This is a genomic window from Streptomyces sp. NPDC088254 (assembly GCF_044740925.1).
Lineage (GTDB): Bacteria > Actinomycetota > Actinomycetes > Streptomycetales > Streptomycetaceae > Streptomyces.
In genome coordinates, this window is record NZ_JBIURQ010000002.1 from 468,304 (window position 1) to 483,095 (window position 14,792).

Here is a 14,792-nt window from a genome sequence, read left to right on the forward strand (position 1 = left end):
AGCTATGGAAGAGCCGCGTCGCCTCGGCGGCCGGTACGAGCTGAGCCACGTGCTCGGCCGTGGTGGCATGGCCGAGGTATACCTCGCGCATGACACGCGCCTGGGCCGCACCGTGGCGGTGAAGACGCTGCGCGCCGACCTCGCGCGCGACCCTTCCTTCCAGGCCCGGTTCCGCCGGGAGGCCCAGTCGGCCGCCTCGCTCAACCATCCCGCGATCGTGGCGGTCTACGACACGGGCGAGGACTACATCGACAACGTGTCGATCCCGTACATCGTCATGGAGTACGTCGACGGCTCCACGCTCCGTGAGCTGCTGCACTCCGGCCGCAAGCTGCTGCCGGAGCGCGCCATGGAGATGACCATCGGCATCCTCCAGGGCCTGGAGTACGCCCACCGCAGCGGCATCGTGCACCGCGACATCAAGCCGGCGAACGTCATGCTGACGCGCAACGGCCAGGTCAAGGTGATGGACTTCGGCATCGCCCGCGCCATGGGCGACTCCGGCATGACGATGACGCAGACCGCGGCCGTGATCGGCACAGCCCAGTACCTCTCCCCGGAGCAGGCCAAGGGCGAGCAGGTCGACGCCCGGTCGGACCTGTACTCGACGGGTTGTCTGCTCTACGAGCTGCTGACGGTCCGCCCGCCGTTCGTGGGCGACTCCCCGGTGGCCGTGGCCTATCAGCACGTCCGCGAGGAGCCGCAGGCGCCCAGCGTCTTCGATCCCGAGATCACGGCCGAGATGGACGCCATCGTCCTGAAGGCCCTGGTCAAGGACCCGAACTACCGCTACCAGTCCGCCGACGAGATGCGCGCCGACATCGAGGCCTGCCTCGACGGCCAGCCGGTCGCGGCGACGGCGGCGATGGGCTCGGTCGGCTACGGCGGCTACCCGGACGACCAGGCCACCACGGCCATGCGCTCCGCGGACGCCGGCGCCACCTCGATGCTGCCCCCGATGAACCCGGACGACGGCGGCTTCGGCTACGACGACCGTCCCGCCCGGCGCCGGCAGAAGAAGTCCAACGCCTCGACGATCCTGCTGGTCGTCGCGGCGGCGCTGGTGCTGGTCGGCGCGGTCCTGATCGGCAAGTGGGTGGTCGACGGCGACGGCGCCAAGGACCAGCCGTTCAAGACCCCGAACTTCGTCGGCCAGACCCTGACGCAGTCCCAGACGATGGCGAAGAACGTCGAGCTGAAGCTGACGACCACCGAGAAGCCCTGCGAGAACCAGCCCAAGGGCAGCGTCTGCGAGCAGAACCCCGTGGCCGGCGCGAACGTCAACAAGGGCGACACGGTGAACTTGGTGGTCTCCACCGGCGCTCCGAAGGTGGCCGTGCCGAGTGTCCTCGGCAAGACCCTGGACGAGGCCAAGGCGGAGCTGGAGGACGACAAGTACCAGTTCGACGTCAAGACCAAGGAAGAGATCTCCACGGAGGAGCCCGGCAAGGTCCTCAGGCAGGACCCGGACCTCGGCACCGAGGTGGAGAAGGGCACCACGATCACCCTCACCATCGCCAAGGCGGAGGACAAGGCGACGGTGCCCGACGTGCTCGGCGCGTCGTGTGACGCCGCCAAGTCTCAGATGCAGCAGAACAACCTGGTCGGCAACTGCGTCGAGGTCGACACCCAGGACCCCAACCAGGTCGGCAAGGTCATCCAGACGAACCCGCAGGCCAACTCCAAGCTCTCCAAGGGATCGACGGTCCAGATCCAGGTCGGCAAGAGCACCCAGGTCCAGGTGCCCAACCTGCAGAACCAGAAGGTGAAGGACGCCAGGAAGGCCCTGGAGGACCTCGGGCTGAGCGTCGGCAACGTCAACGGGGCCAACGACGACAACGCGATCGTCGTCGGCACCGACCCCGGCGCGGGAACCACCGTCAACAAGGGCACCCCGGTCAACCTGTTCACCATCGGCGGCAACGGCGGTGGCGGCGGTGGGAACGGCGACAACGGCAACGGGGACAACGGCGGGATCTCCTTCTTCGGCGGCAACAACGGATAACCGTCCGCCGCGACATGACGCAGGGCCCTGCCGGATCACCTCCGGCAGGGCCCTGCGTCATGTCCCCGGCGCCGTCCTGCGGAGTTCCTCCGGTCAGCGCAGTTCCGCGGGCGGCGTGCGGTCCGCGTCGACCTTCTCGACCCGTTCCAGCTCGCCCCACACCACGTACCGGTAGCGGCTCGTGTAGACCGGCGTGCAGGTCGTCAGGGTGATGTACTTGCCGGCCTTCTTCTTCCCCGACTCCTCGGGGACCGCGCCGAGGACCTCGACGTTGTACTTCGACGTCTCGGGGAGCACGCCGTACACCTTGTAGACGTACCAGTTGTCCCGCGTCTCGAAGACGATCGGGTCGCCGACGTCGAGCTTGTCGATGTTGTGGAACTTGGCGCCGTGGCCGTCGCGGTGGGCGGCCAGGGAGAAGTTGCCGTTCTTGCCGGTCATCGGGAGCGCGGCCTTGACGGGGTCGGTGTAGTAGCCGGCCACCCCGTCGTTGAGGATCTTCGAGGAGGTGCCCTTCTCGACCAGCACCTCGCCGTTGTTCATGGCCGGCACGTGCAGGAAGCCGATGCCCTCACCCGTGTCGAGAGCGCCCGGGCCGGTGTCCGGCCGGGCCCAGGTGTCGCGGACCTTGTCGCCCTGCCGGTCCGCCTTGCGGTCGGCGAGGACGTTCGTCCACCACAGCGAGTAGACGACGAAAAGGCCGAGCACCAGCCCGGCCGTGATGAGGAGTTCGCCGAAGACGCTGACCGCCAGGGCGATCCGGCCGCGACCACGACGCCGAGGCTCGCGCGGTGACGCGGTCGCGCCGGTGTGCTCTTCGTGCTCGGTGTCCTCGGTGGTCGCTGCCACGTTCATCTGCCCCTACTGGATGAGCGCATCCGGCTTGCCCTTGCTGCGCGGCCGTTCCTCGACCATCTTGCCCCAGACGATCAGCCGGTACTTGCTGGTGAACTCCGGCGTGCATGTCGTGAGGGTGATGTAGCGTCCCGGGCCGGTGAATCCGGAGTCCGGCGGGACGGGTTCGAGGACGCTCACGTTGCTCGGCGGAGTCACCGGCAGCGACGACGTCATCTTGTAGACGAAGTAGTCGTTCTGCGTCTCGACGACGATCGCGTCGCCCGGCTGCAGCCTGTTGATGTAGCGGAAGGGTTCGCCGTGGGTGTTGCGGTGGCCCGCGAGCCCGAAGTTGCCGGTTTTGGCGTCCGGCATGGCCGTCTTCAGGGCGTCCTCGCCGTAGTGGCCGACCATGCCCTTGTCGAGCACCTTCTTGTTGCTGATGCCCTCGGCGATCGGCACGACGACGTCCAGCCTGGGGATGTGCAGGATGGCGAAGCCCTGTCCCGGCGAGAAGGCCCCCGGGTTGCGCTTGCCGTTCGCCCAGTCGTCCTGGAGGCTGCTCGCCGCCCGGTCCGCCTGTGCGTGCGCGCGCACGTTCGTCCACCACAGCTGGTAGGTGACGAACAGCAGCATCAGCACACCGCCGGTGATGAACACCTCGCCGATCACCCGGCTGGCGAGCACGGCGGCGCTGGGCTTGCGCGCCCGTGCCTGACGGCGGGCCTCCACCCGGGAGAGCTGCCGCTCAGGCCGGGCCTCCTGACGCGCGCCGTGCCGGGCCCCGTCCCGGGCTCCCTTGCCTTCTCCGTCCCGCCCCGCCGGTCCGGCTGTTGCGACCGGTGCCGCAGCGCCGCCGTGGCGGCCGTGGCGGGCCTTGGCGGCCTTTCTGCGGGCCGCGCGGCCGCCCGCCGGGGTTCCGGAAGGCGGAGCGGCGGTCGGGCCCGCAGACGCGGACGAGGAGTCGCCACCGAACCCGGGGTCGGACGGCCGCGGGATGCGCAGCGCCACCGTCTCATCGTCCAGGGGAGGCAGGTACGGCGATCCGCTCCCGTACAGCTCCTCGCGCTCGGGGCGCAGCGCGGTCACGCCGTGGCCCTGCCCACCACCGGGGCGAGCCCCGCCGACCTCGTCACCGCGCCCTGGTCCCCGCACTCCACCAACCAGTTGGCCAGCATCCGGTGCCCGTGCTCGGTGAGCACCGACTCGGGGTGGAACTGGACGCCCTCGACGGGCAGTTCACGGTGGCGCAGGCCCATGACGATCCCGTCCCGCGTACGGGCGGTGACCTCCAGCTCGGCCGGCACGGTCGCCGGCTCGGCCGCCAGGGAGTGGTAGCGGGTCGCCGTGAACGGCGTCGGCAGGCCCGCGAAGACGCCCTTGCCGTTGTGCTCGACCAGCGAGGTCTTGCCGTGCAGCAGCTCGGGTGCGCGGTCCACCACCCCGCCGTACGCCACCTGCATCGACTGCATGCCCAGGCAGACGCCGAAGACGGGCACGCCGGTCGTCGCGCAGTGGCGCACCATGTCGACGCAGACGCCGGCCTGCTCCGGAGCGCCGGGGCCCGGGGAGAGCAGGACGCCGTCGAAACCGTCCTGGGCGTGTGCCGTCGACACCTCGTCGTTGCGCAGGACCTCGCACTGCGCGCCCAGCTGGTACAGGTACTGGACCAGGTTGAAGACGAAGCTGTCGTAGTTGTCCACGACGAGGATGCGCGCGCTCACTGGTTGTCCACCGTCACATCGTTGAAGGGAAGCAGCGGTTCGGCCCACGGAAAGACGTACTGGAAGAGGACGTAGACGACGGCCAGAATCAGCACGATCGAGATCAGCGCCCTGATCAACGCGTTTCCCGGCAGATGCCGCCAGATCCAGCCGTACATGCCGTCCCTTCCGTCGCACCACGGCACCAGACTCACGCCGTACCTCACCAGACTAGCGGCGCAGAGCCTCGGGTTCGCCTGCCTCCACGGGCTGTGTGGAGTCGAGGTGCGCCCAGACGATCAGCCGGTGACTGTGCCCCCACTCGGGGTCGCACGTCGTCAACGTCAGATAGCGTCCGGGGCGCGTATACCCGGACTTACGTGGCACAGGGTCGATCACCTCGACGTCCGTCGGAACGGTTTTGTAGGGCCCCCGGTCGATCCGGTACGTGAACCAGGTCGCGCCGTCGGTCAGGACGACCGCGTCCCCCCGTCTGAGCTCGGGAAAGTCCTTGAAGGGGTCGCCGTAGGTGCGGCGGTGGCCCGCGATGGAGAAGTTCCCCGGCTGCCCGAGCCCCGTGGTGCCCGCGTAGTGGCCCAGCCCTTTCTTCAGGGTGCTCGTCGTGGTGCCTTCGAGCACCGGCTTGTTCCACGTGAAACCAAGCCGCGGTATGTACATGATCGCGAAAGCCTTGCCGGCCCGGTACGGGACAGGCTGCGCGGGGGCGGCGGTGGCACGGGAGTTCGCAGTGGCATGCGGAGTCACGGTGACTGCCGGGACGGCGTCCGTGCCGGACGGATCCACGCCGGCGCCGGGCGGAGTCGCCGGCTGCTGGTGGGCCCACTGCTTCTGGAGTTCCTCGATCTGGCCGTCCATGACGCGGTCGGCCTTCACGCCCGTCCAGAAGATCACGTAGACGACGAAGAGGAGGATCACGGCGCCGACGGTGACGCACAGTTCGCTGACGGTCCGGACGATCACGCGCACCGGCGGCTCCCGTTGGGCGGCTGCTCCGGCCGGCCCGGCCCCTGCGGCGTTCCGGCTACTCCACTGGCTTCGCGTAGTGCAGGTCCACTGTGCCCGAGTAGCCGGGCAGAGTCACCGGTCCGTCCTCGGTGACTTTCCAGCCGAGGCCGTAGACGTTGACGTACACCATGTAGTTCTGGATGGTCGGGGAGTCGGCGAGCGCCTGCTGGAGCTTGTCGGGGTCCCCGACGGCCTGGATCTTGTAGGGCGGGGAGTAGACGCGGCCCTGGAGGATCAGGGTGTTGCCCACGCAGCGCACCGCGCTGGTGGAGATCAGCCGCTGGTCCATGACCTTGATTCCCTGGGCGCCGCCCTTCCAGAGGGCGTTCACCACGGCCTGGAGGTCCTGCTGGTGGATGACGAGGTAGTCGGGCTGCGGCTCGGGATAGCCGGGGAGCTTGGCGGTGGCGTTCGGCGGGGCGTCGTTGAGGGTGACCGTGACCGCCTCGCCCTTGACCTTCTGGGTGCCCGCCTGGCCCTCCAGCCGGGCCAGATTCTCGTCCTCGGCCGTGGTCCGGCCGTCGTCCGCCTCGGCCAGCGAGTCGACGTCCTCGCGCAGGGTCGCGTTGGACTCGTCCAGCTCGCCGTTCTTGCGGCTGCGCTCCTGGATGAGGTCGGACAGCTTCAGCAGCGAGGTGTCCGTGCGGATGTCGGTGCCCTTGGCGGTGTTGAAGCTCGTGAAGAAGAGGAGTCCGGCGAGGGCGAAGACGCCTGCCGTGAGGACCCGTACCGGCCGGAAACGGGAGCGACGGGCGGGGGCGGAACCCGTTGGACCCGTCCTGGGGGAGTCGGCAGAATTGCTCAACGTACCCTTATCTCCTTCGGCGCCGTAGAAGCACTACGCTAACGGACGCCCGGGGGAGCGCTCAGAGTCCCCTTGTACGCTGCCCCGAGCCCGACCCAGTACCCTGCGCGGCCACGCAGCGCATCGACAGGAGAGACCCTCGTGCCGAAGTCACGTATCCGCAAGAAGGCCGACTACACGCCGCCGCCCGCGAAGCAGACGGCCACGATCAAGCTGAACAGCCGTGCCTGGGTCGCGCCGGTGATGCTGGCGATGTTCCTCATCGGGCTGGCCTGGATCGTCGTGTTCTACGTGACCGACGGATCGCTGCCCATCGACCAGCTGGGCAACTGGAACATCGTGGTCGGCTTCGGCTTCATCGCCGCCGGCTTCGGCGTCTCCACCCAGTGGAAGTAGGCCAGGGAGCAGCCTTCCGGGCACCTCTGCCCACGACTGTTCGCTGAGTTATCCACAGCTCCGGGAGATTTCCACACCTCGCCTGGGGAAAAGAAAGACGATCTGTGGATAACCCGTCGAGGGTTGACGCCGGTACGACTGACACACCGGCCTCGGCAACACTGTTCGCCCCCTGCCTGACCTGCGCGAATACCGGGTCGGTGACAGGGGGCACAGTTGTTCACACACACTGTGCACAAGATCGGCCACACTGTGGAAACAGAGCGCTCAGGTGAGCTGGCTGGTCCTCACCAGGGTCATCACGACGACCGCGGCCAGTACCAGCGCACAGGTGCCGAACTGCACCAGGGCACGGCGCTCGCGGGGTGCGTGCACCATGCCGTAACCGATGACGACACCGGCGACCAGGCCGCCGATGTGGGCCTGCCAGGCGATGTTGCCCCACCCGAAGGTGAAGATCAGGTTGATCACCAGCAGGGCGATGATCGGCCGCATGTCATAGCGCATCCGGCGCATCAGGACGGCGGTGGCGCCGAAGAGGCCGAAGATAGCGCCGGAGGCTCCGAGTGACGCCTGGTCCGGTGCCGCGATCAGATAGGTCAGGGCGCTGCCGGCCAGACCCGAGATCAGGTAGAGCGCGAGATAGCGCACCCTGCCGAGCGCTGCTTCGAGGGGGCCGCCGAGCCACCACAGGCTCATCATGTTGAACGCGATGTGCCAGATCGCCTCGTGCGCGAACATCGAGGTGAACAGCAGATACCACTGTCCCTCGGCGACGCCGTCCACGGGCGTGAACGGAGCCGGCGGCCACTGGCCGATCAGGACCAGCTTGTCCAGGAACGAAGGACGGATCTGGCCTACGAGGAAAACCGCGAGATTGATCCCGACGAGGATCTTGGTCAACAGCCGGGGGTCGGCCGCGACCGCGCCGCCGGCCAGGGTGCGGGGCTGGTTCGCCGTCGGCGCGTGCCCCGTGCCCGATCCTCCCCGCACGCACTCCGGGCACTGGAAGCCGACGGAGGCGCTGACCATGCACTCAGGGCAGATGGAGCGCTCGCAGCGGGTGCAGCGCACGCCGGTCTCACGGTCCGCGTGGCGGTAGCAGACGGGCAGCGCGCTGTGGGCGTCGCCGTCCTGCCGGCTGCCCGGCGCCTGATCCATGGGGTCCCCCAACGTCATCGTGTGCGAAACGCGGTGTGCGGAGCGTCGTACGCAGGGCTTTGCCCCGCCCATCCATACGGACGAGCGGGGCAAATGGTTCCCGCGACGGCCTCCGGGAAGCGCGGCGCGTGTCCTGCCGTCAGCGCTTCTCGATGACGACCGTCTCGATGACGACGTCGTTGAGCGGGCGGTCGGTGCGCGGGTTGGTCTGCGCGCCCACGATCGTGTCGACGACCTTCTGGCTGGCCGGGTCGCTGACCTCGCCGAAGATGCTGTGCTTGCGGTTCAGCCAGGCCGTCGGCGAGACGGTGATGAAGAACTGGGAGCCGTTCGTGCCCGGCCCTGCGTTGGCCATGGCCAGCAGGTACGGCTTGTCGAAGCGCAGGTCCGGGTGGAACTCGTCCTCGAACTGGTATCCGGGGCCGCCCGTGCCGTTGCCCAGCGGGTCACCGCCCTGGATCATGAACCCGCTGATCACCCGGTGGAAGACCGTGCCGTCGTACAGCCTGCCCGTGGACTTCTCGCCGGTGGCGGGGTGGGTCCACTCGCGGCCGCCGGTGGCGAGGTCGACGAAGTTCTGGACCGTCTTGGGGGCATGGTCCGGGAAGAGCCGGACCACGATGTCACCCTGGTTGGTCTTCAGGGTGGCGTACAGCTGCTCGGCCACGATCTGCCTTCCGTTGCTTCCTGTGATCCCTCGATCCTCGCATCCTCGCACGGGCCGGGGCCTACGTCGCCCGACGTCCCTCTCGCGTCGGGAAAGGGTCTCTTCCGGTACGGAATTGCGCCCGAGTCTCCCGGGACGGGAGCGGGCGACGCCGATCCATGGCATTGTCGACGAGAAGCTCCCGTTGTCCCGTATTCACCCTGTCTTGTTCACCCGTTCTTGCACCCGATCAAGAAAACTCGGGACGTTCGGCACTCGTCTGCCCGTCCGGGCGTGCCTCGGCGGCTGTCGGCAGGCATGATCCGGAAAAGGGTGGAAAGTCGAAATACCGTACGCCACCGAGGAGGAGGAACCCGTGACCCGCATCGACAGCGTGCGCGCCGCGACCGGCTCGGCGAAGGACAGCGTGCTGCACGCCGCGGAAGTGGTGGCGCCTTACGCCGACACGGCCAAGGAGAGGGCCGCGCTCTATGCGCATGAGGCCCGCGTACGGCTCGCGCCCAAGGTGTCGCAGGCCGCAGAACAGGCCCGCGTTCAGTACGACGCCCATGTCGCGCCCCGCCTTGACCAGGCGTGGGCGTACGTCCCGCCGAAGGTCGACAAGGCCGCTCATGAAGCGGCGCTCCGTACGCGCCTTGCCGCCCGGCAGGCCGCCGACTACTCCCGGCCGAAGATCGAACAGGCGGTAGCCGCGGCCGGGCCCGTGAAGGACGAAGCAGCCTCCCGAAGCGTCGCCGCGCTGGCCGCACTGCGCGGCCAGGTGACGCCGAAGGAGATCGAGAAGTTGACGCGCAAGCACCGGCGCCGCTCCCGGGCGGGCAAGCTGGCCAAGGCCCTGGCCGTGGCCGGCGTCGTGGCCGGAGGCGCCTTCGCCGTCTGGAAGTGGTGGGACAAGCAGGCCAACCCCGACTGGCTGGTCGAGCCCCCCGCCGCCACCGAGGTCTCCGCCGCAGGCGGTCTGTCCTCGATCGACGGCACCGACCCGGCCGCCTTGGACCCCGAGGTCCAGGCCAAGGAAGCCGAGGAGGAGGCTGCGCACCGCGAGGACCGCAGCTGAGCGTTTCACGTGAAACAACCGAGGAAGCCCCTCCGCCGGTGGTTCGCCGACGGAGGGGCTTCCTCGGTCACACGGCGGGACGCGTCCCGGTCGTCCGATGACGGCTCGTCAACACATCGCGCCCGGGCGGCGATCAGGTCAGCCGGCCCACCGGGAGTCGAGCGCGATGGTCTGGAGGCGGTCGAGCGTGAGCGGGGGCTGCGGCCGCGTCACCGGGCCGCCCTCGACGTAGGAGTTCACCTCCTGGACGATGACCCGGCGGCCGTCGGGGTGGAGGGTGTCGACCAGCCACACCACGGCGGAGCCACCCTTCTCGGACGCCCGCTTGGCCCGCTTCACCTTGGTGCCGTCGGCGAGGGTCAGGGCCTGGCACTCGATGTACTGGCCCTCGCAGCCCATGCGCCCGTCGAGGACGTCGCCCATGTCGGTCTGGGAGTTCACCCCGATCATGCTCTTTCCACGTCCGTCGTCCCAGACCACTGCGGCGTAGCCTTCCTGGCTCTGCGCGTCGGAAATCTTGCCGCCCTTGGGCAGCAGGGACTTCAGCACCCGCATCATCTGGCGACCGGACAGCGTCGTCCCCGAGTCGGAGAGCGGGGTGGAGGGGGCGGAGACGCCGGCCTTGCCCCCTTCGGTCCGCAGTCCGGAGGCGGAGGCCTGCGCCGCCGAACCCAGACCGAGGGCCAGGACGAGGCCGGCGGCGACGGCCGTGCCGCGGACCGGGCGACGGCGGGCGGAAATGTTCCTGTTCATGTCGTGGCTTCCTTCTCTGATCCGAACGCGGGTGGTCCCTGCGTCGGGCGTCGGGTGGCGCGAGGCGCCGAACGCCTCCCTGGCACAGAGGTGTCCCGGTGCACAGGCGCAGGGTGGTCGTCGTCGTACGGCCGGCGAGGAGTTCGTGCCGCCTCGGCCGGTGCGACGTCCACAGATTCCAGGACGCCCGGAACCCCCGGCAACAGCTGCCGCCCCACCCGGGACGGTGGAACCATCCCACCCCTGCCGACCTGCGGAAACAGAAGACCCTGGGATGCCGTCCTGGGATGCGCAGACGCCGGCGGCACTCACGGGGCCCAACAAGAAGAGCCCTCCCTCCCTGCGTTTCCACAGGTCGGGAGGGCTCTGGAGATGTGGAGCCTAGGGGAGTCGAACCCCTGACATCTGCCATGCAAAGACAGCGCTCTACCAACTGAGCTAAGGCCCCGGAACAGAAGCGTCCGACCGGAAAGACCTCTCACCGGTGGGCGCCGCTGACCAGAGTACCGGGTCACCCCCCGTATCCCGCAAAAAGATTGGGGGTCCCCACGGATGACCACTCTCCGTAAGATGCTCGGCGTGGTTCGCTACAGCGAACCGCCGTTTTTTGGGGAAGCGATGGGGAGACGCACATGGACGCCGCACAGCAGGAAGCCACCGCAAGAGCGCGGGAACTGCAGCGGAACTGGTACGGGGAGCCGCTGGGGGCGCTCTTCCGTAAGCTCATCGACGATCTTGGTCTCAACCAGGCTCGTCTCGCGGGGGTGCTGGGACTGTCCGCGCCGATGCTGTCGCAGCTGATGAGCGGCCAGCGGGCGAAGATCGGCAACCCTGCGGTGGTGCAACGGGTGCAGCTGCTGCAGGAGTTGGCCGCCCAGGTCGCGGACGGCAGCGTCAGCGCCGCCGAGGCCACCGACCGCATGGACGAGATCAAGAGGTCGCAAGGGGGATCGGTACTCAACAACACCACGCACACGACGAGCGGTTCGGGGGCGCCCACGGTCAAGCGGGTCGTCCGCGAGATCCAGTCGCTGCTGCGCTCGGTGGCCGCCGCCGGCGACATCATCGATGCCGCCGACAGCCTCGCCACCACCCACCCGGAACTGGCAGAGTTCCTCCGGGTGTACGGGGCCGGCCGCACCTCGGACGCGGTCTCGCATTACCAGTCCCACCAGAGCTGAGCCGCGCCCCGGCGGCCGAAGGGGGTTCGGCGACCGGGCGTGACACAGCGCGGGGGACCGCGAAGCGGGACGGGGGACCGCCGCACGGGGGAAGCGGCAGGCGGTACGGGGGATCGCCGCACGGGGGAAGTGAGAGACAGTACGGGGGCTGTCGCACGGGGTCGCGGGAGGTACCGCACATCATGGGGGTCCCGGAAGGGGTCCGCTCATCACGGGGGTGGCGAGCGGGTAACAAGGGGGAAACCGCAGGGGGAGGAGCGACGCACTGCCATGGGTGAGGTCTTCGCCGGACGGTACGAACTCGCGGATCCGATCGGCCGCGGAGGTGTCGGCGCGGTCTGGCGCGCCTGGGACCACCGCCGCCGCCGTTACGTGGCCGCCAAGGTCCTCCAGCAGCGCGACGCCCACGCACTGCTGCGTTTCGTCCGCGAGCAGGCCCTGCGCATCGATCATCCGCATGTCCTCGCGCCGGCCAGCTGGGCCGCCGACGACGACAAGGTCCTGTTCACCATGGACCTGGTCGCCGGCGGTTCGCTGGTCCACCTCATCGGCGACTACGGCCCGCTGCCGCCCGCGTTCGTGTGCACCCTGCTCGACCAGCTCCTGTCCGGGCTCTCCGCCGTCCACGCCGAAGGCGTCGTGCACCGTGACATCAAGCCCGCCAACATTCTGCTGGAAGCCACCGGCACCGCTCGCCCGCGGCTGCGGCTGTCCGACTTCGGCATCGCGATGCGGCTGGGCGAACCGCGTCTGACCGAGACCAACCTCGTGGTGGGGACGCCCGGTTACCTCGCGCCGGAACAGATGCTCGGCTCCGAACCCGACTTCCCCGCCGACCTGTTCGCCGTAGGCCTGGTCGCGCTGTATCTGCTCCAGGGCGCCAAGCCGGACGCTAAGGCCCTCGTCCAGTACTTCGCGGAGCACGGAACTCCCGCCGCTCCCAAGGGGGTTCCCGAGCCGCTGTGGCAGGTGGTGGCCATGCTGCTGCAGCCCGACCCCCAGGCCCGCTTCCGCACCGCCACGGGAGCGCGAAAGGCCCTGGCCGAGGCCGTCGAGCTGCTGCCCGACCCCGGACCGGACGACGAGCAGATCGAGATATTCGACCAACTCGGGCCGCTCCCGGACGCGTTCGGCCCTCAGGGACCTCTGAAGCCGGCCTCGGGCATCACGGTGACACCGCGGGCGTTCGAGCGCACATCCTCCTGGCAGGACACAGGAGGGCGCAGCGACGGCACCTCGGCCAACGGCGCGGAACCAGCGCCGCCGACCCCGCAACGCGAGCCCGACGCCACACCGGACGACCCCCGCGGACCCGCCGGAGCGACGCCCCCGCCCACCGCGCCGGACGACGTCTCCCCCGGCGCGACTTCCGCCTCGTCCGCGCCTTCCGTTCCGTCAGTTCCACCCGTTCGATCCGATCCGTCCGCTTCAGACGGGTACTCCCTGTCGGACACCGGCAGCTTCCACCTGCCGCCGCCGCAGCCCACGGCTGGCCCGCCCTCGACACCGTCGGCCCCATCGGCCTCCGCTCCCGCTCCGCTGTCCCCGTACGACCCCACGTTCGCGCTGTCCGCTCGTACGCCCAGCGCGTCCGGTCAGCACCGGCACGCCGACACCTCCACCGCCTCCTACACCGCCCAGGACGCCCAGGCACAACCGAGCCCCCTGCCCACCGGCCAGGTGGCCCCCGCTCCCCTGATGCCCGCGACGCCCACGCGGCCCGCCGACCGGGCCCATCGTGCTCACCGCCGAGCCCGTGCCGCGCGCCGCCCCGGACCGCCCCTCAAGGTCGCCGTCCCCGTCCTGCTGCTTGCTCTGGCCTGCTACGCCGTGGGGTTCTGGGCGCTGGCGCGGATCTGAGCGGAGGCACGCCGCCGGGCCGTGACCGTCCACACGCCGAGCCCGACCAGCAGCGCGCTGCCCGTGCCGATGCCGCCGAAGGCGACCGCCCTCATCGCGGCGCCGCCGCCCCCGTCACCCGTGCCGCCGACGCCTCCCGGCCCTGCGGCGTCCTCCCCCGAGCCGACGTCGAAGAAGCCGTGCGGCACGGACTGCCCCGCGTAGCCGGGCCCGGGCTGCGCGGTACCGCCCACCCGCACGCGCAGCAGCAACCCGTAGGGGCCGTCGCCGAAGCGTTCCCCGACCGCCGCGGCCAGGTGCACCTCCAGGTAGTAGAAGCCGGCGAAGCGCAGACTCTTTTCCGGAGCGGCGGGGGCGTACCGGTTGACGTACCTGACCGGTGGAAGGGGGCTCAGGGAGGTCGACTTCTGGGTACCGCCGTATCCGACACCGGTCTCGGCGACCTTGGAGCGCACCGGGTTGTAGAGGGTCATCTCCAGGGCGGGCGCCACGAAGCCGGTGTCCTTCTCGGCATTGCCCAGCTCCGCCTCGGCGTACAACTGCTGCCCCCAGTCGAGGGGCACCTTGTAGAAGCGGGTCTCGCCGGGCGTGATGTCGTCCCGCCACACCCCCTGTCCCACGTCTGTCGCCCGGGTGAAGCCGGCGCCCCCGGCACGGCGGGCCGCCTCGCCGGTGACGGGCGCGGGGGTGGCGGAGTTCCATACTTCGGGGACCGCGGTGGGGGCGGGCCTCCCCAGGGACGGTTCGGAGACGGGGGCGAGTTCCAGTTCCCAGGGCAGGTCGGACGTTCCCCGCCCGTCGGTGCGCTCGACGACCACGTAGTACGTCCCGGCCTCTTGGCACAGCCCCTTGCCGACGAGAATCTCGCGGGCGCCCCAGGCCGTGATCGGCCGGGCACTCTTGGCCGCACCGATGGTCACGGACTCCGAGGAACAGTTGACGCCGTCCGCGTCCTGGACCGCGACCCTGATCCCGTCACCGATGGCGAGCGCGGCGCCGGGGCGGGGGACGGCGGTGACGGGGACGTAGGCGTTCGATGCGCCGTCGAGTTCGAGGCGGTAGTAGGCCTTGCCCGGTCCCGTGTAGGAGCTCCGGTACGTCGTGCCGGGCCTCAGCGGCACGGCGTCGGCGGTGCCGGTCGCGGCAGGGACCTCACGGGCGTCGGCGTCGAAGGCGTAGGAGGGGGTGTCCGCCACGGCGGCCGCCCCCGGAAGCCCCACCGAGCACACGCCTGCCGTCACCGTGAGGGTGAGGCCCCGCAGCCAGGCATGCCGTGCCCCGAGCCGCCTCATCCCGGGAGTCCCCTTTGCACCCCTCGTCGCTTTTGGTTCCGTCTGCCGCGTC

Annotated in this window: 15 protein-coding genes and 1 tRNA gene; 5 read left to right on the plus strand and 11 right to left on the minus strand. The window is 69.8% G+C overall.

Translation table 11 applies throughout. The annotated features are described in order from the left end of the window. The first annotated feature begins 4 nt into the window (after positions 1-4). Complete coding sequence (pknB, locus tag ACIOC0_RS08955) at positions 5-2,005, plus strand: Stk1 family PASTA domain-containing Ser/Thr kinase (RefSeq protein WP_402153920.1); 2,001 nt, start codon at positions 5-7, stop codon at positions 2,003-2,005. A gap of 93 nt (positions 2,006-2,098) precedes the next feature. On the opposite strand, the gene ACIOC0_RS08960 is transcribed toward pknB, so the two are convergent. Genes ACIOC0_RS08960 through ACIOC0_RS08985 form a run of 6 tightly spaced genes read right to left on the minus strand, consistent with a single transcriptional unit; the run spans position 2,099 to position 6,373 of the window. Next, positions 2,099-2,860, minus strand: coding sequence for a class E sortase (locus tag ACIOC0_RS08960; RefSeq protein ID WP_402153922.1), 762 nt, complete (start codon positions 2,858-2,860; stop codon positions 2,099-2,101). A 6-nt stretch (positions 2,861-2,866) separates the two neighbouring features. Further along, complete coding sequence (locus ACIOC0_RS08965; RefSeq protein ID WP_402154370.1) at positions 2,867-4,006, minus strand: class E sortase; 1,140 nt, start codon at positions 4,004-4,006, stop codon at positions 2,867-2,869. Beyond that, positions 3,925-4,563 (minus strand): aminodeoxychorismate/anthranilate synthase component II, encoded by a 639-nt coding sequence (locus tag ACIOC0_RS08970; protein WP_130439097.1) that lies wholly within the window; start codon positions 4,561-4,563, stop codon positions 3,925-3,927. The genes ACIOC0_RS08965 and ACIOC0_RS08970 overlap by 82 nt, the downstream gene beginning before the upstream one ends. After that, positions 4,560-4,757 carry a hypothetical protein gene (locus ACIOC0_RS08975; protein ID WP_207228764.1) on the minus strand — a complete coding sequence of 66 codons (198 nt, stop codon included), beginning with the start codon at positions 4,755-4,757 and terminating at the stop codon, positions 4,560-4,562. Before ACIOC0_RS08975 ends, ACIOC0_RS08970 begins: the two co-directional genes overlap by 4 nt. A gap of 16 nt (positions 4,758-4,773) precedes the next feature. Next, positions 4,774-5,529 (minus strand): class E sortase, encoded by a 756-nt coding sequence (locus ACIOC0_RS08980; RefSeq protein WP_402153924.1) that lies wholly within the window; start codon positions 5,527-5,529, stop codon positions 4,774-4,776. A gap of 55 nt (positions 5,530-5,584) precedes the next feature. Continuing rightward, positions 5,585-6,373, minus strand: a complete 789-nt coding sequence (locus tag ACIOC0_RS08985) for a DUF881 domain-containing protein (protein ID WP_402153926.1) — start codon at positions 6,371-6,373, stop codon at positions 5,585-5,587. Between the two features lie 141 nt (positions 6,374-6,514). On the opposite strand from ACIOC0_RS08985, the gene crgA reads away from it, so the two are divergent. Next, a complete protein-coding gene (gene crgA, locus ACIOC0_RS08990) occupies positions 6,515-6,769 on the plus strand; it encodes a cell division protein CrgA (protein ID WP_402153927.1) in 255 nt (84 codons plus the stop codon). Positions 6,770-7,036: 267 nt separating this feature from the next. Here crgA and ACIOC0_RS08995 read toward each other — a convergent pair whose 3' ends face one another. Further along, positions 7,037-7,930 carry a rhomboid family intramembrane serine protease gene (locus ACIOC0_RS08995; RefSeq protein ID WP_402153929.1) on the minus strand — a complete coding sequence of 298 codons (894 nt, stop codon included), beginning with the start codon at positions 7,928-7,930 and terminating at the stop codon, positions 7,037-7,039. Between the two features lie 139 nt (positions 7,931-8,069). Then, the gene (locus ACIOC0_RS09000) at positions 8,070-8,597 is read right to left on the minus strand and encodes a peptidylprolyl isomerase (protein ID WP_402153931.1); all 528 of its coding nucleotides are present in this window, start codon (positions 8,595-8,597) and stop codon (positions 8,070-8,072) included. 355 nt (positions 8,598-8,952) lie between these two features. On the opposite strand from ACIOC0_RS09000, the gene ACIOC0_RS09005 reads away from it, so the two are divergent. Continuing rightward, positions 8,953-9,654, plus strand: coding sequence for a DUF5324 family protein (locus ACIOC0_RS09005; RefSeq protein WP_402153933.1), 702 nt, complete (start codon positions 8,953-8,955; stop codon positions 9,652-9,654). 138 nt (positions 9,655-9,792) lie between these two features. On the opposite strand, the gene ACIOC0_RS09010 is transcribed toward ACIOC0_RS09005, so the two are convergent. Further along, positions 9,793-10,407: a hypothetical protein gene (locus ACIOC0_RS09010; RefSeq protein ID WP_402153935.1), complete on the minus strand. Its 615-nt coding sequence runs from the start codon at positions 10,405-10,407 to the stop codon at positions 9,793-9,795. A gap of 375 nt (positions 10,408-10,782) precedes the next feature. After that, positions 10,783-10,855, minus strand: a tRNA-Ala gene (locus tag ACIOC0_RS09015). 184 nt (positions 10,856-11,039) lie between these two features. On the opposite strand from ACIOC0_RS09015, the gene ACIOC0_RS09020 reads away from it, so the two are divergent. Next, positions 11,040-11,588, plus strand: a complete 549-nt coding sequence (locus tag ACIOC0_RS09020) for a DNA-binding protein (protein WP_130439115.1) — start codon at positions 11,040-11,042, stop codon at positions 11,586-11,588. Between the two features lie 270 nt (positions 11,589-11,858). After that, complete coding sequence (locus ACIOC0_RS09025; protein ID WP_402153937.1) at positions 11,859-13,448, plus strand: serine/threonine-protein kinase; 1,590 nt, start codon at positions 11,859-11,861, stop codon at positions 13,446-13,448. Here the strand turns inward: ACIOC0_RS09025 and ACIOC0_RS09030 are convergent. Further along, positions 13,412-14,740: a hypothetical protein gene (locus tag ACIOC0_RS09030; RefSeq protein WP_402153939.1), complete on the minus strand. Its 1,329-nt coding sequence runs from the start codon at positions 14,738-14,740 to the stop codon at positions 13,412-13,414. The genes ACIOC0_RS09025 and ACIOC0_RS09030 overlap by 37 nt on opposite strands. Between the last annotated feature and the right edge of the window lie 52 nt (positions 14,741-14,792).

What these genes read in the sequence shown, in the direction of transcription:
- pknB (WP_402153920.1), top strand. Translation starts at nt 5, where the DNA reads ATGGAAGAGCCGCGTCGCCTCGGCGGCCGGTACGAGCTGAGCCACGTG.
- ACIOC0_RS08960 (WP_402153922.1), bottom strand. Translation starts at nt 2,860, where the DNA reads ATGAACGTGGCAGCGACCACCGAGGACACCGAGCACGAAGAGCACACC.
- ACIOC0_RS08995 (WP_402153929.1), bottom strand. Translation starts at nt 7,930, where the DNA reads ATGGATCAGGCGCCGGGCAGCCGGCAGGACGGCGACGCCCACAGCGCG.
- ACIOC0_RS09010 (WP_402153935.1), bottom strand. Translation starts at nt 10,407, where the DNA reads ATGAACAGGAACATTTCCGCCCGCCGTCGCCCGGTCCGCGGCACGGCC.
- ACIOC0_RS09020 (WP_130439115.1), top strand. Translation starts at nt 11,040, where the DNA reads ATGGACGCCGCACAGCAGGAAGCCACCGCAAGAGCGCGGGAACTGCAG.
- ACIOC0_RS09025 (WP_402153937.1), top strand. Translation starts at nt 11,859, where the DNA reads ATGGGTGAGGTCTTCGCCGGACGGTACGAACTCGCGGATCCGATCGGC.
- ACIOC0_RS09030 (WP_402153939.1), bottom strand. Translation starts at nt 14,740, where the DNA reads ATGAGGCGGCTCGGGGCACGGCATGCCTGGCTGCGGGGCCTCACCCTC.